We start from the raw sequence: 18,753 nt of genomic DNA on the forward strand, positions 1-18,753 counted from the left end.
CCCTACTCTATTGCGGCCCTGCGAGAACAGACAGTCTCGGTTGGGCTCGAACCACAGTGACGCTGGGGTGTGCCGGTGGCTGATTAGAGGCCGAGCGTGCGGCGCAACCAGCTGAGTCGAGCATCTTGAGTGGCGACCGATAGCGCGGCGAACGGAGCCAGTACATCGTAGGCATGGAAGCCGCCTGGCCAGACGTGCAGTTCGCAGTCTCCACCTGACGCCCAAATGGTGGAGGCATACGCAACGTCTTCGTCGCGGAACACTTCTGCAGTGCCCACATCGATGAACGCCGGAGGAAGATTGCTGAGGTCTGTCGCTCGCGAGGGAGCCGCATAGATCGAGACGTCGTCTGTCTTGCGCCGGTCGCCAAGCAGGGCATCCCAGCCCGTGTCATTGCTGCCGCGATCCCAAATGCCCTTGCCGTCGATCTGATAGCTCGACACGGTGTCATTGCGGTCGTCGAGCATCGGATAGATCAGCATTTGGGCGGCGAGCGGAGGCCCTTGACGGTCGCGCGCCAGTAACGCCGTTCCGGCGGCAAGACCACCGCCCGCGCTACCGCCCGCGATGACGAGCTTTTTCGCGTCGATGCCGAGCCGTGCCGCGTTTTCCGCCGTCCACACGAGAGCGGCGTAGCAGTCGTCGACGGGAGCGGGGTCCGGATGCTCGGGAGCCAGCCGGTATTCGACCGACACCACCACGGCATCCAACTCTTCGACCCAGTCGAGCATTGTCTCGATACCGCTGAAGCGGTCGCCGAAGATCATTCCACCGCCGTGGGTGTGCACAACGCCGACTCCGGCAACGCTGTGATCGTTGCGTTGGAAGAGTGAGACGAGCAAATTCCCACCGGGGCCCGCGAACGTTTCCTCGCGATGAGTTATCTTTCGACCAGCGAGAATCTCCTCGAGCGACAGGGTGGGCGCGGCCCGCCGTGGCTGGATCATGTCGGGGGTAATGGTCGAAGGCTCTTGCTCATTGATGATCGCGAGCGCCGCAGCTAGCTCCACATCGAATGGGGGAGCGGGATGAAACTCAGATGCACTCATGGGGCCTCCATCGGTTTGCGCCACAGCGGTGTGACGGCCTGCCTCCACGCTAGAGCGTTGCGGCACTGCGCGAGTACCGCCACTCATTCCACGATGCCTGCACGTTAACCGCCATGTGGCGGTACGGCTCCGGAATTATCGGGAAACAGCGTGGTTGAACGGAATAACTGATTCATCCAGACAGATTTTGGGAGACCGGAGCACACCATGCAGTTCGGAATTTTCACCGTCAGCGACATCACGACTGACCCGACCAATGGCACGACGCCCACCGAGGCGGAGCGCATCAAGGCCACCGTGACCATCGCCAAGAAAGCGGAAGAAGTCGGGCTCGATGTCTTCGCCCTGGGGGAGCATCACAACCCTCCGTTCTTCTCCTCGAGCCCCACCACCACGCTGGCTTATATCGCCGCGCAGACCGAGAAGCTCATCCTCTCGACCAGCACGACGCTCATCACGACGAACGACCCCGTGAAGATCGCCGAAGACTACGCGATGCTTCAGCACCTCTCCAATGGTCGCGCCGACCTGATGATGGGCCGCGGCAACACGGGGCCGGTGTACCCGTGGTTCGGCAAAGACATTCGCGAGGGCATCCCGCTCGCCATCGAAAACTACTCGCTGCTGCACAAGCTGTGGCGTGAAGAGTTCGTGAATTGGGAGGGCAAGTACCGCACGCCGCTGCAGGGCTTCCAGTCAACGCCGCGACCGTTGGATGGCGTGCCTCCCTTTGTCTGGCACGGCTCGATCCGCAGTCCCGAGATCGCTGAGCAGGCCGCGTTTTACGGCGATGGCTTCTTTGCCAACAACATCTTCTGGCCCAAAGAGCACTACATGCGTCTCGTGAGCTACTACCGTCAGCGCTTTGAGCACTACGGCCACGGCACCGCGGCGCAGGCCATTGTAGGTCTCGGCGGTCAAGCCTTCATGCGCAGCAACTCGCAGGCGGCTAAGGCAGAGTTCCGCCCGTACTTCGACAATGCTCCCGTGTATGGCCACGGACCTTCGATGGAGGACTTCACCGACCAGACGCCGCTCGCTGTGGGCAGCCCACAAGAGGTCATCGACAAGTACGCCGGCATGCGTGAACACTTTGGCGACTACCAGCGCCAGCTCTTCCTCATGGACCACGCTGGACTGCCGCTCAAGACCGTTCTCGAGCAGCTCGACATTCTCGGTGAAGAGGTCGTTCCCGTACTCCGCAAGGAGTTCGCCACCAACCGTCCCGCCGAGGTTCCGGATGCTCCCACTCATGCTTCGCTCGTCGCCAAGCGTGATGCGGCTCTCGCTACCGCCGCGGCCGACGCCCCTGCAACCGTCTAGCTCCGCTACCGGCTCGCTCCACTCCACTAGCTCCCCAGAAAGAAGCTCATCATGTCCGACGTCAAGAAAATTGCCGTCATCGCCGCTGGCCTCAGCCAGCCATCGTCCACCCGACTGCTCGCCGACCGTCTCACCGAGGCAACCGTCACCGACCTGCGTGACCGCGGTATCGAAGCCGAAGTGACGGTCATTGAGCTGCGCGACCTCGCGCACGACGTGACGAACAACCTGCTCACGGGCTTCCCGAGCACCAAGCTCGACGAAGCGATCGCCGCTGTCACCGGCGCCGACGGGCTTGTTGCCGTTACGCCCATCTTCACGACGAGCTACAGCGGGCTGTTCAAGTCATTCATTGACGTGCTTGACCCGCAATCCTTGACGGATCTGCCGGTGCTGCTCGGAGCGACCGGTGGAACAGATCGTCACTCCCTCGCGATCGACTACGCGATGCGACCGCTGTTCAGCTACCTGCATGCCGTGGCTGTGCCAACCGGCGTCTATGCGGCATCCGCGGACTGGGGAAGTGGTTCAGATAGTGCGTCGAGCACTCTTCCGGCACGAATCGCGCGGGCGGCGGGAGAACTCGCGGCGCTCGCCGCGGCGTCCGATCGTTCGAGCCGGGTTATTGATCCCTTTGCGCTGCCGGAGGGCTTCAGCCCCGTCGGTAGCTTCGGAGCGCAGTAAGAACCAGCCGCGCTGCTCGGCGAACTCCGCGGGGTGCATCCCCGCCGATCTCGCCGGGCGGCAGCGGTCGCTTCGTGTGTTTTACCCAGTCTTGCGGCGGAAGTCGCGCTTGTGATCGGCGCGGTCCTGAGTGCCGTGGATAGCCGATTCGGCGTCCAAATGTCCTGGGCGTGATGTTTCTTTGCCCTGCTTGCGATCAAGCGCCTCGCGGAACCTGCGCTTGTTCTCTTCGCTCGCAGAGGGGGTTTCTTCTGTGGGTTCCATACCCGTCAGCGTAGGCCACCTGCATGATAATCAGCGCCGAAACCGTGTCGTGCGCCAATCTCTAGGGCTTCCCAGACCCCCGGTGCTACGATTGTGAGCAGTTGTCCACGTAGTAGTAGGGCAACAAACGGAGCAGGCTGGCAAGAAGCTGGTCACCGGTGGTAATTTTCCGAGTCGTTCGGAGGCTTTCTACTGTTGGCCAGACACGCGCCGCCACTCTAGGCATGCGCGTGAACCATCGCGTCCTTCTGCCCGCTCCTGCTCCTTGACGAGTCGCACACCACACGGGTGCGCGACGTAAAACAAAGGAGAAACCCCCGCATGGAGGGTCCAGAAATCACATTCGCCGAAGCCGTTCTCGATAACGGCAAGTTCGGCAAGCGCACCGTGCGCTTCGAAACCGGTCGACTCGCTCAGCAGGCACAGGGTGCCGTTGCCGCGTACCTCGACGAAGAAACCATGATCTTGAGCGCCACGAGCGCGGGTAAGCACCCGCGTGAGGGCTTCGACTTCTTCCCGCTCACCGTGGATGTCGAAGAGCGTTCGTACGCTGCCGGCAAGATCCCCGGAAGCTTCTTCCGCCGCGAGGGTCGTCCCTCGACGGAAGCGATCCTCGTTTGCCGCCTCATTGACCGTCCGATGCGTCCGACCTTCGTTGAGGGCCTCCGCAACGAAGTTCAGATCGTCATCACCGTTCTGAGCATCGCTCCGGACGAGTTCTACGACGCACTCTCGATCAACGCCGCATCGCTCAGCACCCAGATCTCAGGACTTCCGTTCTATGGTCCGGTTGCCGGCATCCGCATGGCTCTGATCAACGACCAGTGGGTTGCCTTCCCGAAGCACAGCCAGCTTGCTGACGCTGTCTTCGACCTCACCGTTGCTGGCCGCATGGTCACCAACGACCAGGGTGAAGAAGACATCGCCATCATGATGGTTGAAGCAGAAGCTACCGAGAACAGCTGGGAGCTCATTAAGGCTGGCGCCACGAAGCCCGACGAGGCTGTTGTTGCTCAGGGCCTCGAAGCCTCGAAGCCGTTCCTCAAGCAGCTCGTCAAGGCTCAGCTCGAGGTCGCCAACAAGGCCGCTAAGCCTGTTGCCGAGTTCAAGCTCTTCCCGCCGTACTCCGACCAGGCGTACAACGTGGTCAGTGAAATCGCTGAAGCTGAGCTTCGCGACGTCTACAAGATCGCCGACAAGATCGAGCGCCAGACCGCTGATGACGAGCTCAAGGCTCGCGTCAAGGCTGAGGTTCAGTCCAAGGTTGACGCTGAAGAACTCAGCGAAGACGTACTCGGCATGGTTGGCGGAGCATACAAGGCCGTCAGCAAGAAGGTCATGCGTACCCGCGTACTCACCGAGGGCATCCGTATCGACGGCCGTGGCTTGAGCGACATTCGTGCGCTCGATGCTGAGGTCGAGGTCATTCCTCGCGTTCACGGTTCGGCTATCTTCCAGCGCGGCGAGACTCAGATCTTGGGTGTCACCACGCTGAACATGCTCAAGATGGAGCAGCAGATTGACTCACTGGCACCAGTGACCAAGAAGCGCTACATGCACCACTACAACTTCCCGCCCTACTCGACTGGTGAGACCGGTCGCGTTGGTAGCCCGAAGCGTCGCGAGATCGGGCACGGCTTCCTCGCCGAGCGCGCTATCGCACCGGTGCTTCCTGCTCGTGAAGACTTCCCTTACGCCATCCGCCAGGTATCCGAGGCTCTCGGTTCCAACGGTTCGACGTCGATGGGTTCCGTCTGTGCTTCGACTCTGTCGCTGCTGAACGCTGGTGTGCCGCTGCGCGCACCCGTCGCCGGTATCGCAATGGGGCTCATCTCCGACGAGGTCAACGGCGAGACGCGTTACGCGGCTCTCACCGACATCCTCGGCGCTGAAGACGCACTCGGCGACATGGACTTCAAGGTTGCCGGTACGAGTGAGTTCATCACCGCTATCCAGCTCGACACCAAGCTCGCTGGTCTGCCGTCGTCAGTTCTCGACGGTGCACTCAAGCAGGCTAAGGAAGCGCGTACCGCGATTCTTTCGGTGATCAACGCTGCAATCGACGCTCCCGACGAGATGGCCCCCACGGCTCCTCGCGTGATCTCGGTTCAGATCCCGATCGACAAGATCGGTGAGCTCATCGGGCCCAAGGGCAAGAACATCAACCAGATTCAGGATGACACCGGAGCCGACATCTCGATTGAGGATGACGGAACGGTCTACATCGGCGCTGTCGATGGTCCTTCTGCCGAGGCTGCACGCGCGGCGGTCAACGCCATCGCGAACCCGCTCAACCCTGAGGTTGGCGAACGCTTCTTGGGTACGGTCGTCAAGATCGCTACCTTCGGTGCCTTCGTATCGCTCACCCCGGGCAAGGACGGACTGCTGCACATCTCCGAGGTTCGCAAGCTTGCCGGTGGCAAGCGTGTCGAGAACGTCGAAGACGTGCTCGGAGTCGGCCAGAAGATCCAGGTTGAGATCACCAAGATTGATGACCGTGGCAAGCTCTCGCTCGCACCCGTCACTGACGAGGCTGACGCAGAAGCAGCGGCTCCCGCTGACGAAAGCTAAGTTCCGCTAAACGCAGGTCATACTCAGCGCCCATTCTCCTTGAGGATGGGCGCTGAGTCGTTAATGGGGCAACTGTGTGTCGGGCAGGAAAATTTCTTTTTCACATTCCAGTAAAAATAGGGGTAGTCACCCTAGTCTGCCCTTCGATTGGGTCCCGCTATCGGTGCTCCATGCCACTATCCTGAGCGAGTGACCCGAATCACTACACCTCTTGACGCCTTCATGAGCGACATGCTCCTGTGGCTTGAGACCGCATGGTACCTCTGGGTAGCCCTCGGCATTGTTGTTGTCGTCGTGGTTGTCAGCGTGGTTGTCGCGAAGATGCGCAGCCGAGGCTACGAACGCGTTCCGCACTACTACCGCCGTAACACCTAAGCAGAGCTCCTCGCGTTCTCCTGATGACCCGCATGCCCGATGCGGGTGTTTATCGTGCCCGCGGAACCCCGGGCGTCTACGCGGCTTCGGTGCTCGAGTATCCGACCAGTTGTGCTCGTGCCACGATGTGGTCACGAAGCACAAAGCCCAGCATGGCGGGGGTGTTGCCCTCGGCGAGGTCGAGGCGTTCAACGTTGAGTGCGCTCACCGTGAAGACGTAACGGTGGGGTCCGTGGCCGGCCGGCGGCGCAGCGCCCTGAAAAGCTTCTAGGCGAAGTTCGTTGGCCACGGTAATTGCACCATGCGGCATGAGTTGCGACTCCGGGTTTCCAGCATCCTGGGGGAGCGATTCCACCGACGCGGGAATGTTGTAGACAGCCCAGTGCCACCAACCGCTACCGGTAGGCGCATCCGGATCGAAAACGGTGAGCACGAAGCTCTTCGTTCCCGAGGGAAAGCCGTGCCAGTGGAGAGTGGGGGAGCGATCTTCGCCTCCCGCATTTGCAATGCCGGAGCGTGCGAAGGTTGGCAGCTCACCGCCGGGTTCAAAATCGGGGCTCTCTAGGGTGAACGACGGTACTTCGGGCAGTTTCCAGTTGGGGTCATTCACGGCGTCGATCCTCTCGCTTGCTGAAATGGAACTGTGGCCATTATGGCGAGAATGACGTGACGCCGACACCGTGCCGGGCTGCACCGGAGGAAAATGAGTCATTTCGACACGGACTAGTAACGATCTGTCTGTCCTCCGCGTATTTGCGGTGTTGGCGGCATATTCTTACCAAAAGCCTTGTGGGAGGCCGTTATGACGCAAGTGCACCCGACGCGATCACTGCCGGGTTCCACTCGTGTGCGCCCAGTAACGGGGCAGCACTTTTCGACTCGAGTCATCGGTTCTTCTGACCTTCGTGTTTTGCCTCTCGCGCTCAGCGGAAACATCTTCGGGTGGACCGCAGATGACGCGGCCACCACCTCCATTTTGAACACCTTTGCCGACGGCGGAGGCAACTTCATCGACACGGCTGACTCCTACGCCTCAGGTCGCAGCGAGCTCATGATTGGCAAGTGGATGCGCACCCGGCGCAATCGCGATCAGATCGTAGTTGCTACCAAGGTGGGCAAGAGCCGCGACAATCCCGGTATGGATGCCGCGGCGATCAAGCGGTCCGTGGATGCCTCGCTCGCGCGCTTGGGCACCTCGCACATCGACCTGCTGTATCTGCACGTCGACGATGAATCGGTCGACTTCGACGAAACCTTGCTCGCTGTCGATGAATTGATCGGCGAGGGCAAAGTGCGCTACTTCGGTGGCTCTGATCACACGGGCAACCGGCTCATTCAAGCGCGCATCGCGTGCGGCCAGATGGGCGTTGCCCCCATGGTCGCAGTGCAAGCCCACTACAACCTTCTCCACCGCCAAGAGTATGAAACGGGCCTCGCTCACGTCGCGGCGATCCAAGGTCTGGGCGTTATGCCTCGCTTTGCATTGGCTAGCGGTTTCTTGAGCGGCAAGTACCGTCAGCGTGCTGACCTTGCTCTCAACTCTCGCGGCCATGACGCTGCGCAGTACTTGCGCCGTCGCGGAATCAAGATCTTGAACGCTCTCGACGAGGTTGCCGAAGAGCAAGATGAGAGCGTGGCGACAATCGCCCTCGCGTGGCTGTTGAACAAGCCAGGTGTGGTCGCGCCCGTCGTGAGCGCGAGTCGTGCGGAGCAAGTGCCGGAGTTGATTGCGGCGGCCCGCGTTCAATTGACGCGACACCAGTCAGCAGAGCTCGACCGCGTCTCTAGCTACTAGGGCGCGAGCTGCTAGTGCGCGAGTTGCTAGTGCGCGAGCTGCTACGGGGCAGTGAGAAGCAGACGCACGCGCAGCAGCGTTTAGCGTCGTTCGGGTGTGCATCGAGCGCTGAGTGCCTGATGCTCCGCGCTGCGTGCTAGCCGCGCCGCGACGTGCTGATGTTGCGTTAGACCTTGACGGCGTCGCTGAGTACGCGCTTGACGACGCGAGCCATGGCAGCGCCGGCAGCAATAGTGTCTCCGGCGTAACCGCCAGCGAGAGCGCCATCCTTGGCGAGCATGAGTTCGTCAGCGGCATCGCCAGCGAAGGGATGCTCTGCAGCACGCATGAGTTCGTAGAGCGACTCGTTGTACCAGTCGCGGTGATCGGAGATCAGCACGCGAACGGGGTGAGTCGGGTCGGGGAACTCTGCGACCACGTTAAGGAAAGGACAACCACGGAAGTCGGGCTTCGTGAGTTCGCCAGCGACTGACTCCAGGAGGCCAAGAACGGCGTCGTGGGGTGAGGCGGCGTTATCGATGATCGATTGCGTTTCGGCTTCTACGGCAGCGCGACGGCTCTTGACGTACTCAAGGATGAGGTTGTCTTTTGAGCGGTAGTGCTTGTAGAACGTGGCCTTGGTCACGCTCGACTGAGCGATGATGCGGTCTACGCCGACGTTCAGAATGCCGTCTTGGTAGAAGAGTGTGTTGGCCGTCTCGAGGATGCGGCCTTTGGCCGGAGCGCGCTGCGCAGTCTCTGGTGTCTCAAATACCATCGCAGCGCACTCCTTCCGTGGAGGTTCGGATCAGGAACATTTCCCCACTATGTGCATCGCAAGATTTCGGGTTCAAGCGATGCGGTTTATTTTCACGACCTGGTTCGGGTCCATGTCGCAGGTTTTACATCACCGGGTTCGGGTCCCGGTGATGGGTTATTGGCTTCGGGTGCCTACAAAGAACATTAGCACGTGAGGACATGCAGACAAGTCTGTCTGTCCTCATTTTTATCCCCCAGTTTGGGGGATGGTTCTGCAGGGTCCCTGAGCATCAGGCGCTGGAAGGCCAGTAATGACGTAGGCTCATAGGTGATGAGCGACGCTGTGATTCTTCCTCTTGACCTTCCCGAACTGTCGTTCACCGCAACCGGCGACAGTCTCGTTCGTAGAACTGTTTTGCCGAGCGGTGTGCGCATCCTGAGTGAGCAAGTACCGGGTGCACGCAGTGCGACGGTCGGCTACTGGGTAGCAGCGGGCTCCCGCGACGAGCATCCTGAAACGTACGGTGCAACTCACTTTCTCGAGCACTTACTCTTCAAAGGCACGGCGTCGCGCTCTGCTCTCGACATTGCTGTGAGCTTCGATGCTGTCGGCGGCGAGCACAACGCTATGACGGCCAAGGAGTACACCTGCTACTACGCCAAGGTGCAAGACATCGACTTGCCCATGGCGATCGAAGTCATTGGTGACATGCTGACCTCGAGCTTGATCGACCCCACGGAGTTCGCGAACGAACGCGGGGTGATTCTCGAAGAGCTGGCGATGGCGGATGACGACCCCACCGATGTAGCGAGCGAGCGTTACTTTGAGGCCGTCTTTGGCGCGCATCCGCTCGGTCGCCCGATTGGCGGTAGCCCCGACACGATCAATGCGATCTCTCGCGACGCGGTGTGGGATCACTATCAGTCGAATTACCGTCCCCAAGATCTCGTGATTACGGTCGCGGGAGCGGTCGACCACGATGAACTTGTGGCTGCCATCTCCTCATGCCTCGTTGCAGCCGGCTGGGATCTCTCGACGGAAGCATCGCCGGTTGCCCGCCGTGACCTCTCGGGCAGCGCGCATTCCACCGTGCTCACTCCTGGCCAACGCCTGCACGTGACACAGCGCCCCATCGAGCAGGCCAACATCATCGCTGGCGTCGAAGGGCTCTCGGCAACCGACAGCCGACGCGCCACGATGACGGTGCTGAACTCCATCCTTGGTAGCGGCATGTCGTCGCGGCTCTTCCAAGAGGTGCGTGAAAAGCGCGGTCTCGCGTACTCCGTGTACTCGTTCTCGCCGAGTTACTCCGACGCCGGTGTCTTCGGTATCTACGCCGGTTGCTCGCCCGCCAAGGTCAGCCAGGTCACCGAACTCATGCTCGAAGAGTTCCACAAGCTCGGCACCGCGCACGTGACCGACGAAGAAATTAGTCGCGCGATCGGTCAGTTGCGGGGAGCGTCAGCGCTCGCCCTCGAAGACTCAGACTCGCGGATGTCGCGCCTCGGTCGTAGCGAACTCACCCTCGGTGAATTTATCGACCTTGATGCTTCGATCGCCCGCATCTCTGCGGTCACGGCCGATGACATCCAAGAACTTGCTCAAGAACTCTCGTCACGACCCCTCTCTATTGCAGCAGTGGGGGCCGTCAATGAAGAAATGTTCGCCGGCATTGATCTCGGCAGCGTTGCCGAGAGCTAGATCGACAAAGGAATGATGATGGCCCATTACTTGTACCTCGTGCGTCACGGCGAGCAGCAAGACGCAGAACACGGTTTGCCCGACGGCCCGCTTTCGGGCAAGGGGGTGCGCCAAGCGCAAGCGATTTCGGAGCGATTGAGTGGCGTGCCGTTCACTCGAGCGTTCCACTCGCCGCTTCAGCGAGCCGCTGAGACTGCCGCAATCATGACTGAGCGGATGCCCGCCCTCGAGTCACAGCCGACGACGCTGCTGATGGACTGCATTCCCAGCGGACCCACTCCCGATATGCCTGCCGCTTTCGAACCATTCTTCGGTTCGATCACCGACGAAGAGATTGATGCCGGTCAGGCTCAAATGGAAGACGCCGTTGCCGAGTTCCTTACTCCGGCGCGCGAAGACCGTCACGATCTGCTGATCACGCACAATTTTGTAATCTCCTGGTTCGTCCGCGAAGTTCTGGGCGGAGACCAGTGGCGGTGGCTTGGGCTCAACCAAGCCAACTGCGGTCTCACGATCATCCGGGTGCGCAGTGCGAAGCCACCCGTTCTCGTGAACCACAACGACCTCGGTCACCTGCCCGTTGAGTTGCGCACGGGAATGCCGGCAGAGCAGCCTTACTAGACGCTAGTTCGCTAACGCGTGCGTGCGAGGACGCGGGCGCATGAGCGCATACTGAGACTCAGGTCGCTTAGACCAGCGGCTTGCGGTACCACGTTGTGGCGTTGGGGTTGTCGTTGTACGGCGCGCACGGCTCGAAGCCGCTCGAGCGGTAGAGCCCGCCTGCTGCGGCAAGACTTTCGTTGGTGTCGAGGACGAGTTCGGTGGCGCCCCAGGCGCGCGCTCGCCGTTCCAGCTCGCCAAGCAGCTGACGCCCGAGCCCTGCACCGCGGCCCTCGGGCCGCACCCAGAGGTGCTTGACCTCAAAGCGACCGGGCTCGAGCTGGCGGATGCCGCCACAGCCTAGAGCGCCACCGGAAGCGCCCGAGGCGCCACCGTCGACGTCGGTGCCGTCGCCATCGGGCTCGATCACTACAAAGACACCCTGAGATTCGGTGAACTGCTCCTCGCTAGGGAACGTCGTGACGTACCCCGAGGGCGTCGGAAACGTCTCAGCGCGGTAGCTGAAGTATTCGGTGAGAAGTTCGAGAGCGAGAGCATCCGTGACCGGAAGTGAACGAAACTGAGGCACACGACCACAGTACTCTCGGCGTTGCGGAACGGCTGCCTGGCGCCCGTGCTGCTTCGAGTGTTTCCTTGCCAGCCGTAGGGGAGTCAGCGACGCCGCTCAGCATTGGTAGATTTGAACAATGACAACGAAAGTAGCGGTAGTCGGCGCAACCGGTCGCATGGGCAAGTACATCAGTGGCGTTGTTGAGGCATCCGCTGACTTCTCGCTCGTGGCCTCCCTCAACTCGCGTTCGGAGCTCAGCGAGATGCTCGTTGCCGACATCGTGGTGGATGTCACGGAGCCCAGTGTCTCGCCCTCCGTTGTCGACTTCGCCGTGCGCAACGGCAAGAGCGTTCTCGTGGGTACCTCCGGCTGGAGCGAGGACCGCGTGCAGGGACTGCGCTCGCTGCTCACGGAGACCCCGGAGATCGGCGTCGTCATCATCCCCAACTTCTCGCTTGGCTCCGCGCTTGCCACCTCGTTTGCCGCATCGGCTGCTCGCTACTTCGACTCAATCGAGATCATCGAGAGCCACCACGCTGCCAAAGTCGATTCGCCCTCGGGTACCGCCGTGCGCACCGCAGAACTCATGGCCGACGCCCGCAGCGAACGCGGCCCTGCGCTCGCCCCGCATGTCGACCAGCGGGCACGCGGAGAACAAGTGGCCGGAATCCCCGTGCATAGCCTGCGTATGACGGGAGTGATCGCACACCAGCAGGTCATCTTCGGCGGGCCCGGCGAAGTACTCACTGTCGATCACCGCACCATGTCGCAAGACTCCTACGAAGCGGGCATCCTGCTTGGTCTGCGCGCTGTGCCCACCGCTCAGGGAGTCACGGTTGGCCTCGACCAACTTATCGATCTCTCCCCAGCAGGATCGGCCTCCGAGTGAAAACTCGCATTGCCGCTCTCGTGATGGTGGCGCTGCTCACCATCTACCTGATCTTCGTCATTAATTATTCGACGATTCTGATCCGTGCTGACGAGCCCATCGTGAACGTAATGGGCTGGGCACTGCTCGTGCTGCCCATCATCGGGTTCTGGGCGCTCGCCGCGGAACTCTTCTTCATCGTGCGGGCCGAACGTCTCCTCACCACTCTCACGGAAGAGGGAGCGTTGCCGGATGAGGTTGTTGAGCTTCTGCCGAGTGGTCGTCCTGACCCCGCCGCGGCCGATCGCGCGTTCGATCGTTACCGCACAGAGGCAGAGGCAGAGCCCAACTCGTGGCGCACCTGGCTACGTCTCGGCCTCGCCTACGACGCTGCTGGAGACCGGGGCCGAGCGCGCTGGGCTACCCGTCGCGCTATTGCGCTGTCGCGCGGCAAAACTCCGCGCTAGTCGACGAACGCGCTGCTCTCTAGTCGACGAACGCGTCGATGGCCTGCTCGATGGTGGTGTGGGTGAACGTGAAGCCCGTGCTCGCGAGAGTGGGCGATTGAACGTTCTCGTCAACCAAGATGAGATCCTTGCCAGCGTCGCCCAGCATCCGAAAAGCGAAGCTCGGCACAGCGAACCAGTGCGGCTTGCCCATTTCGCGAGCGAGCGTCTTGGTGACGGTCTCGGCAGTAGCCGGGGTAGGGCCCACGAGGGAGACCACTCCGGAGAAGTCACTGCGCAGCAAGTGCACGATCGCGGCGGCTTCGTCGTGGAGGCTGATCCACGGCCAGTACTGAGCGCCACTGCCTAGGCGACTTCCTACGCCGAACCGGGTCAGCAGGTTCAAGGGAGTGAAGGCTCCGCCCTTGCCCACGACAATTCCGGTGCGGAACATCACGAGCCGTGTTGTCGGAGGAGTGAGGCGAGCAGCCTGCTCCCACGCGTAGACAACATCGCTCAAGAAGCCAGTGCCCTTGCTCGATTCATCGGTGAGTACTTCGCCAGGGCGGCTACCGAAGAAGCCGACTGCTGAACCGCTCAAGAACACTGACGGTGGCGTCGTGGCTCGGCGAATCGCTTCGGCCAACACGCGGGTTCCATCGACGCGCGATCGCAGAATCTCGCGCTTGTAGCCGGGGGTCCAGGGGATCTTTCCCGTGGAAGCTCCCGCGAGGTTGATTACGGCATCCGCCAGCTCAATCGAACGATCATCAATCGTGCCGGCGCTGGGGTCCCAGCGGAATTCGTCTGCACCCTCCGGTTCGCGGCGCACAAGACGCAACACTTCGAAGCCTGCGGCCTCCAACTGGGATACCAGTTCAGTGCCGATGTAGCCGGAAGCGCCCGCAACGAGGACGCGAGAAACGGTGGGTGCAGACGCAGAGTCAGTCATGACTACGCCAAGCTCGCTTCGAGAGTGATGGGGATGCCGGTGAGGGCGCGCGATACGGGGCACCCATCTTTGGCCTCGGCCGCCAGTCGCTGAAAGTCGTCGTCGCTGAGATTCGCTACTTTGGCGCTCACCAGCAGGTGGCTTCCGGTGATACCTTCGGCCGGATCAAAAGTGACCGCCGCAGTGACCTGCAGGCTTTCGGGGGGAGTGCCGTTTTCGGCTAGTCCGTTGGAGAACGCCATTGCAAAACACGAGGCGTGAGCGGCTCCGAGGAGTTCCTCGGGGTTGGTCGTTGCTTCTTGACCTTCGGATCGTGCAGCCCACGTCACGGGGAATTCCGCAGCATCTGAGGAATCGAGTGATGTCGTTCCCTTGCCGCTAAACAGGTCTCCGAACCAGAGTGTTGTTGCTTCGCTCGTTACAGGCATTGCCGTTCCTTTCGTCGTTCCCCAACCCTAGGCGCTGGCTTGGCGGCAGGGGTGAGAAAGCGGTGTGAAGTGCGACGCGCATCAGTACTATTGATGCGATGGCAACCACGATCGCAACACCCTATGAAGACTTGCTGCGCGACACTCTCGCTCACGGCGTGACGAAAGGTGATCGCACGGGCACCGGCACCCGCAGTGTGTTCGGTCGCCAACTGCGGTTCAATCTCGCGGAGGGTTTTCCGCTTATCACGACCAAGCGTGTTCACTTCAAGTCGATTGCCTACGAGCTGTTGTGGTTCTTGCGCGGCGAGAGCAACGTGTCGTGGTTGCGCGATAACGGCGTCACGATCTGGAACGAGTGGGCGGATGCCGCGGGCGAGCTCGGCCCGGTCTATGGCGTGCAGTGGCGTTCCTGGCCAACACCCTCGGGTGAACAGATTGACCAGATCTCTGAGGTCATCGAGCAGATCAAGACCAACCCTGATTCTCGGCGGTTGATCGTCTCTGCGTGGAACCCCGCTGACATCCCGAATATGGCGTTGGCGCCGTGCCACGCGTTCTTCCAGTTCTATGTGGCCGATGGCAAGTTGTCGTGCCAGTTGTACCAGCGCAGCGCCGACCTTTTCTTGGGCGTTCCGTTCAACATCGCCAGCTACGCGCTGCTCACTCACATGGTGGCGGAGCAGACCGGGCTCGAGGTGGGAGACTTCGTCTGGACCGGTGGCGATTGCCACATCTACGACAACCACGTCGAGCAAGTGACCGAGCAACTGACTCGCGAGCCGTACGCTGCGCCGCAACTGAAGATCACGAGCTCACCCGAGAGCATCTTCGACTACGCCTACGAAGATTTTGAGATCGTCGGCTACGAACACCACCCCGCCATCAAAGCACCGGTCGCGGTGTGAGCGACTCGACTCGTCCTGTCTCGGTCGCGCTTATTTGGGCGCAGTCCGCTGGCGGAATCATTGGCCACAACGGTGCGATGCCGTGGCATCTTCCCGAAGACCTAGCTCACTTCAAAGAACTCACGCTCGGCAGCCCCGTCATCATGGGGCGCAAAACGTGGGACTCTTTGCCTCCACGATTCCGGCCGCTGCCCGGTCGCCGCAATATCGTTGTCACGCGCCAAGAAGAGTGGAACGCGCCGGGAGCTGAGGTTGCTCACACCGTGGACTCTGCCATTGAACTAGCCGCGGCATCCGCGTCGACAGTGGATGCCGATCTGACCGATCGTGGGCACGGCGAGCCGGTCGAAACCGTGTGGGTTATCGGTGGCGCCGAGATCTTTGCGTCGGTGCTCGACAGCGCCGATCGTCTCGAGGTTACCGAGATTCGCGAGACGTTTGAGGGCGACACGATTGCGCCCGAAAGAGACGATGAGTGGATGCTCGTCGCGAGCGATCCGAGCGATGGTTGGCACACGTCGACCACCGATCTTCGCTACCGATTCCTCCGTTACGAGAATCAGCGGGCTCAGCAGCGGTAGCCTAGAGGGGTGACTATTGAAAATCCCTTCGGCCAAGTCCTTGTTGCGCTCATCACGCCCTTCACCGCAGACGGTGAAGTGAGCTGGCCCGACGTAGAGAAGCACATCGACGATGTGATCAGTTCTGGCGCCGACGGCATCGTTGTCACCGGCACCACGGGGGAGACGAGCACGCTCACCGACCCTGAGAAGATCAAGCTTGTTGAAGTCGCGAAATCTGTTTCTGCCGGCCGCGCCAAGATCATCACGGGCGGTGGCTCGAACGAGACCGCGCACGCCATTGAACTGTACAAAGCCAGCGAGAAGGCCGGCGCCGACGGCGTAATGATCGTCACCCCGTACTACAACAAGCCGACTCAGGCTGGGGTGCTTACGCACTTCCGCATGATCGCGGATGCCACCGATCTTCCGGTGATCTTGTACGACATCCCCGGTCGCACCGGCATCCCCATCACGTACGAAACAATTCTGCGTGCAGCCAAGCACCCTAATATCTTGGCCGTCAAAGACGCCAAGGGTGACTTCAGTGAGGTGAGCCGCGTGCTCAACCAGACTGACCTCATGTACTTCTCAGGCGACGACTCGAACGTGCTGCCGCACCTCGCGATCGGTGCTTCGGGGCTCATCGGTGTCACGGCAAACATCGCTCCGGCTCCTTACCGTGTGATCGTGGATGCGGTGAACGCTGGCGACCTCGCCACTGCCACCGCAGCGCACCAGGCGCTCGAGCCGCTTGTGCGTGCTGCCATGACTCACGTTCCGGGAACTGTTGCTGCCAAGTACATCCTTCAGGGCCTCGGCCGCATCTCGAGTGCACGCGTGCGTTTGCCGCTCGTCGGGCCAGAAGATGCTGAAGCCGCGATGATCGAAGACGAATTGGCGTTGGTTGGTGAGATCAAGGGCCTTGATCTGTCGAACTTTCGTCCCGACCGCAATGCCGCTGCCGGCGGAGCGCTTCCCAAGATCGCGGGAGCAACCCGCTAGTTTCCCCGCGAGGGGTAGGGTCTGGCCTGAGCCAGAGCCACACATTTTTAGCACGGGGGCTGACGGCCCCACCCCACTAAATGCAAGGTACTGAATGCCCGTTTCTGTTTTTGACCCGCCCGCACTCGAGAAGGGCACGCTTCGCGTGACCCCGATTGGTGGTCTTGGCGAAATTGGTCGCAACATGACCACGTTCGAGATTGACGGCAAGATCCTCATCGTCGACTGTGGTGTGCTGTTCCCGGAGGAGCACCAGCCCGGTGTCGACCTGATCCTGCCTGACTTCAGCTCTATCCGCGATCGTCTCGACGACGTTCTTGGCATTGTGCTCACGCACGGCCACGAAGATCACATTGGCGCGGTTCCTTATCTCTTGCGTCTGCGCCAAGACATCCCCCTGATCGGTTCCACTCTCACGCTCGCCCTTATCGAGGCCAAGCTCAAAGAGCACCGCATCAAGCCGTACACCCTCAATGTTGCTGAGGGCCAGAAGGAGAAGATGGGGCCGTTCGATCTCGAGTTCGTCGCGGTCAACCATTCAATTCCGGATGCTCTTGCTGTTGCCATCACGACCGTTGCTGGCACTGTGCTGCACACCGGCGACTTCAAGATGGATCAGTTGCCGCTCGACAACCGCATCACCGATTTGCGTGCCTTTGCTCGCCTCGGTGAAGCCGGTATCGACCTGTTCCTCTCAGACTCGACCAACGCTGACGTTCCCGGCTTCACGCCGAACGAACGCGACATCGGCCCGGTTCTCGAAGCCGTTATTGCTAAGGCTCCGCGCCGAGTGATCGTCGCCAGCTTCTCCAGCCACGTGCACCGTGTGCAGCAGGTGTTGGATGCCGCGATCGCGAACAACCGCAAGGTTGTTCTCATGGGGCGCTCCATGGTGCGCAACATGGGTATCGCTGCCGATCTCGGGTTCCTCAAGGTGCCCGACGGAGTGTTGTTGGACGCCAAGAAGGCTGTCAACTACCCCGACAACCAGCTCGTGTACATGTCCACGGGTAGCCAGGGCGAGCCGATGGCTGTGCTTGCTCGTATGGCCAACATGGAGCACCAGATTGAGGTCGGCCAGGGCGACACCGTCATCCTCGCCTCCAGCCTCATCCCGGGTAACGAGAACGCGGTGTACCGCGTCATCAATGGCCTCACCAAGCTGGGCGCCAATGTTGTACACAAGGCCAACGCCAAAGTTCATGTCTCGGGCCACGCTGCGGCAGGGGAGTTGCTCTACTGCTACAACATCCTTCGTCCCAAGAACGTGCTGCCGGTTCACGGTGAGTACCGTCACTTGGTCGCCAACGCAAACCTCGCGATTCAGTCCGGCGTGCCGGCTGAAAACACGATCATCGCCGAAGACGGCACCGTCATCGATCTCAAGGACGGCCACGCTGCCGTCGTGGGTCAGCTCGATGTCGGCCTCGTCTACGTTGACGGTTCAAGCGTCGGTGAGATCACGGATGCTGACCTCAAGGATCGCCGCATCCTCGCCGAAGAGGGCTTCATCTCCATCTTCGTTGCCGTGGATGCCCAGACCGGCAAGGTCATCGTTGGCCCCGAGATTCAGTCGCGCGGCTTCGCGGAAGACGAAAACGTCTTCGATGCCGTACTTCCTCAGGTGGTCAAGGCTCTGACGGATGCTGCCGAAAATGGAACGCGCGACACTCACGCGTTCGCTCAGGTTGTTCGTCGCACCGTCGGCCGCTGGGTCAACACGCAGCACCGCCGTCGACCGATGATCGTTCCGGTCGTCATCGAGGCGTAACGAATTACTAATGGCGCGGAGGCTTCGGTCTCCGCGCCATTGTCGTGCGCCCGGACGGTAGCGTGCCCCAGCGTGCGGTGCCGCGAAAACAGCGAAAACGTTGGGCTTGTTTTTCCCTCACTTTGGTGGTGTGATGTGAAGAT

At 61.1% G+C, this 18,753-nt stretch carries 20 protein-coding genes; 13 read left to right on the forward strand and 7 right to left on the reverse strand.

The annotated features are described in order from the left end of the window. Positions 1 to 83: 83 nt before the first annotated feature. Complete coding sequence (locus tag CLV85_RS12950; protein ID WP_100390056.1) at positions 84 to 1,049, reverse strand: alpha/beta hydrolase; 966 nt, start codon at positions 1,047 to 1,049, stop codon at positions 84 to 86. 207 nt (positions 1,050 to 1,256) lie between these two features. On the opposite strand from CLV85_RS12950, the gene CLV85_RS12955 reads away from it, so the two are divergent. After that, the gene (locus tag CLV85_RS12955; RefSeq protein WP_100390057.1) at positions 1,257 to 2,372 is read left to right on the forward strand and encodes an LLM class flavin-dependent oxidoreductase; all 1,116 of its coding nucleotides are present in this window, start codon (positions 1,257 to 1,259) and stop codon (positions 2,370 to 2,372) included. Positions 2,373 to 2,423: 51 nt separating this feature from the next. Next, the gene (locus CLV85_RS12960; RefSeq protein ID WP_100390058.1) at positions 2,424 to 3,056 is read left to right on the forward strand and encodes an FMN reductase; all 633 of its coding nucleotides are present in this window, start codon (positions 2,424 to 2,426) and stop codon (positions 3,054 to 3,056) included. Between the two features lie 81 nt (positions 3,057 to 3,137). On the opposite strand, the gene CLV85_RS12965 is transcribed toward CLV85_RS12960, so the two are convergent. Beyond that, entirely contained in the window at positions 3,138 to 3,320 is a 183-nt protein-coding gene (locus CLV85_RS12965; protein ID WP_010205171.1) for a DUF5302 domain-containing protein, read from the reverse strand. 321 nt (positions 3,321 to 3,641) lie between these two features. On the opposite strand from CLV85_RS12965, the gene CLV85_RS12970 reads away from it, so the two are divergent. Beyond that, complete coding sequence (locus tag CLV85_RS12970) at positions 3,642 to 5,891, forward strand: polyribonucleotide nucleotidyltransferase (RefSeq protein ID WP_100390059.1); 2,250 nt, start codon at positions 3,642 to 3,644, stop codon at positions 5,889 to 5,891. A gap of 189 nt (positions 5,892 to 6,080) precedes the next feature. Further along, positions 6,081 to 6,266, forward strand: coding sequence for a hypothetical protein (locus CLV85_RS12975; RefSeq protein ID WP_100390060.1), 186 nt, complete (start codon positions 6,081 to 6,083; stop codon positions 6,264 to 6,266). A gap of 76 nt (positions 6,267 to 6,342) precedes the next feature. On the opposite strand, the gene CLV85_RS12980 is transcribed toward CLV85_RS12975, so the two are convergent. Then, a complete protein-coding gene (locus tag CLV85_RS12980) occupies positions 6,343 to 6,876 on the reverse strand; it encodes a YbhB/YbcL family Raf kinase inhibitor-like protein (protein ID WP_229820466.1) in 534 nt (177 codons plus the stop codon). A gap of 192 nt (positions 6,877 to 7,068) precedes the next feature. Between CLV85_RS12980 and CLV85_RS12985 the strand changes: the two genes are divergently transcribed. Continuing rightward, positions 7,069 to 8,061, forward strand: coding sequence for an aldo/keto reductase (locus CLV85_RS12985; RefSeq protein WP_100390062.1), 993 nt, complete (start codon positions 7,069 to 7,071; stop codon positions 8,059 to 8,061). Positions 8,062 to 8,227: 166 nt separating this feature from the next. On the opposite strand, the gene CLV85_RS12990 is transcribed toward CLV85_RS12985, so the two are convergent. Then, the gene (locus CLV85_RS12990) at positions 8,228 to 8,818 is read right to left on the reverse strand and encodes a TetR/AcrR family transcriptional regulator (protein WP_100390063.1); all 591 of its coding nucleotides are present in this window, start codon (positions 8,816 to 8,818) and stop codon (positions 8,228 to 8,230) included. 312 nt (positions 8,819 to 9,130) lie between these two features. Here CLV85_RS12990 and CLV85_RS12995 point away from each other — a divergent pair, with 312 nt between their 5' ends. Further along, the gene (locus tag CLV85_RS12995) at positions 9,131 to 10,501 is read left to right on the forward strand and encodes a M16 family metallopeptidase (RefSeq protein ID WP_100390064.1); all 1,371 of its coding nucleotides are present in this window, start codon (positions 9,131 to 9,133) and stop codon (positions 10,499 to 10,501) included. 18 nt (positions 10,502 to 10,519) lie between these two features. Continuing rightward, positions 10,520 to 11,122 (forward strand): histidine phosphatase family protein, encoded by a 603-nt coding sequence (locus CLV85_RS13000; protein WP_100390065.1) that lies wholly within the window; start codon positions 10,520 to 10,522, stop codon positions 11,120 to 11,122. Positions 11,123 to 11,189: 67 nt separating this feature from the next. Here CLV85_RS13000 and CLV85_RS13005 read toward each other — a convergent pair whose 3' ends face one another. After that, positions 11,190 to 11,690 (reverse strand): GNAT family N-acetyltransferase, encoded by a 501-nt coding sequence (locus CLV85_RS13005; protein WP_100390066.1) that lies wholly within the window; start codon positions 11,688 to 11,690, stop codon positions 11,190 to 11,192. A gap of 118 nt (positions 11,691 to 11,808) precedes the next feature. Between CLV85_RS13005 and dapB the strand changes: the two genes are divergently transcribed. Next, positions 11,809 to 12,561, forward strand: coding sequence for a 4-hydroxy-tetrahydrodipicolinate reductase (dapB, locus tag CLV85_RS13010; protein WP_100390067.1), 753 nt, complete (start codon positions 11,809 to 11,811; stop codon positions 12,559 to 12,561). Further along, entirely contained in the window at positions 12,558 to 13,007 is a 450-nt protein-coding gene (locus tag CLV85_RS13015) for a tetratricopeptide repeat protein (RefSeq protein WP_189621869.1), read from the forward strand. The genes dapB and CLV85_RS13015 overlap by 4 nt, the downstream gene beginning before the upstream one ends. A 19-nt stretch (positions 13,008 to 13,026) precedes the next feature. Here CLV85_RS13015 and CLV85_RS13020 read toward each other — a convergent pair whose 3' ends face one another. Together CLV85_RS13020 and CLV85_RS13025 are read right to left on the reverse strand one after the other, a co-directional pair. Continuing rightward, positions 13,027 to 13,938: a TIGR01777 family oxidoreductase gene (locus CLV85_RS13020; RefSeq protein WP_100390068.1), complete on the reverse strand. Its 912-nt coding sequence runs from the start codon at positions 13,936 to 13,938 to the stop codon at positions 13,027 to 13,029. Positions 13,939 to 13,940: 2 nt separating this feature from the next. Continuing rightward, positions 13,941 to 14,366 (reverse strand): OsmC family peroxiredoxin, encoded by a 426-nt coding sequence (locus CLV85_RS13025; RefSeq protein ID WP_100390069.1) that lies wholly within the window; start codon positions 14,364 to 14,366, stop codon positions 13,941 to 13,943. Positions 14,367 to 14,464: 98 nt separating this feature from the next. Here CLV85_RS13025 and CLV85_RS13030 point away from each other — a divergent pair, with 98 nt between their 5' ends. From CLV85_RS13030 to CLV85_RS13045, 4 genes are all read left to right on the forward strand, one after another. Beyond that, a complete protein-coding gene (locus CLV85_RS13030; protein ID WP_100390070.1) occupies positions 14,465 to 15,274 on the forward strand; it encodes a thymidylate synthase in 810 nt (269 codons plus the stop codon). 77 nt (positions 15,275 to 15,351) lie between these two features. Beyond that, positions 15,352 to 15,855, forward strand: a complete 504-nt coding sequence (locus tag CLV85_RS13035; RefSeq protein ID WP_229820526.1) for a dihydrofolate reductase — start codon at positions 15,352 to 15,354, stop codon at positions 15,853 to 15,855. A 9-nt stretch (positions 15,856 to 15,864) separates the two neighbouring features. Next, positions 15,865 to 16,839, forward strand: a complete 975-nt coding sequence (gene dapA / locus CLV85_RS13040) for a 4-hydroxy-tetrahydrodipicolinate synthase (protein WP_100390072.1) — start codon at positions 15,865 to 15,867, stop codon at positions 16,837 to 16,839. A gap of 94 nt (positions 16,840 to 16,933) precedes the next feature. Beyond that, positions 16,934 to 18,610: a ribonuclease J gene (locus CLV85_RS13045; protein WP_100390073.1), complete on the forward strand. Its 1,677-nt coding sequence runs from the start codon at positions 16,934 to 16,936 to the stop codon at positions 18,608 to 18,610. Positions 18,611 to 18,753: the final 143 nt, after the last annotated feature.

It is taken from the genome of Salinibacterium amurskyense, from assembly GCF_002797685.1.
Taxonomy (GTDB): Bacteria; Actinomycetota; Actinomycetes; order Actinomycetales; family Microbacteriaceae; genus Rhodoglobus; species Rhodoglobus amurskyensis.

What these genes read in the sequence shown, in the direction of transcription:
- CLV85_RS12950 (WP_100390056.1), bottom strand. Translation starts at nt 1,049, where the DNA reads ATGAGTGCATCTGAGTTTCATCCCGCTCCCCCATTCGATGTGGAGCTA.
- CLV85_RS12955 (WP_100390057.1), top strand. Translation starts at nt 1,257, where the DNA reads ATGCAGTTCGGAATTTTCACCGTCAGCGACATCACGACTGACCCGACC.
- CLV85_RS12960 (WP_100390058.1), top strand. Translation starts at nt 2,424, where the DNA reads ATGTCCGACGTCAAGAAAATTGCCGTCATCGCCGCTGGCCTCAGCCAG.
- CLV85_RS12965 (WP_010205171.1), bottom strand. Translation starts at nt 3,320, where the DNA reads ATGGAACCCACAGAAGAAACCCCCTCTGCGAGCGAAGAGAACAAGCGC.
- CLV85_RS12970 (WP_100390059.1), top strand. Translation starts at nt 3,642, where the DNA reads ATGGAGGGTCCAGAAATCACATTCGCCGAAGCCGTTCTCGATAACGGC.
- CLV85_RS12985 (WP_100390062.1), top strand. Translation starts at nt 7,069, where the DNA reads ATGACGCAAGTGCACCCGACGCGATCACTGCCGGGTTCCACTCGTGTG.
- CLV85_RS12990 (WP_100390063.1), bottom strand. Translation starts at nt 8,818, where the DNA reads ATGGTATTTGAGACACCAGAGACTGCGCAGCGCGCTCCGGCCAAAGGC.
- CLV85_RS12995 (WP_100390064.1), top strand. Translation starts at nt 9,131, where the DNA reads ATGAGCGACGCTGTGATTCTTCCTCTTGACCTTCCCGAACTGTCGTTC.
- CLV85_RS13000 (WP_100390065.1), top strand. Translation starts at nt 10,520, where the DNA reads ATGGCCCATTACTTGTACCTCGTGCGTCACGGCGAGCAGCAAGACGCA.
- dapB (WP_100390067.1), top strand. Translation starts at nt 11,809, where the DNA reads ATGACAACGAAAGTAGCGGTAGTCGGCGCAACCGGTCGCATGGGCAAG.
- CLV85_RS13020 (WP_100390068.1), bottom strand. Translation starts at nt 13,938, where the DNA reads ATGACTGACTCTGCGTCTGCACCCACCGTTTCTCGCGTCCTCGTTGCG.
- CLV85_RS13025 (WP_100390069.1), bottom strand. Translation starts at nt 14,366, where the DNA reads ATGCCTGTAACGAGCGAAGCAACAACACTCTGGTTCGGAGACCTGTTT.
- CLV85_RS13030 (WP_100390070.1), top strand. Translation starts at nt 14,465, where the DNA reads ATGGCAACCACGATCGCAACACCCTATGAAGACTTGCTGCGCGACACT.
- CLV85_RS13035 (WP_229820526.1), top strand. Translation starts at nt 15,352, where the DNA reads ATGCCGTGGCATCTTCCCGAAGACCTAGCTCACTTCAAAGAACTCACG.
- CLV85_RS13045 (WP_100390073.1), top strand. Translation starts at nt 16,934, where the DNA reads ATGCCCGTTTCTGTTTTTGACCCGCCCGCACTCGAGAAGGGCACGCTT.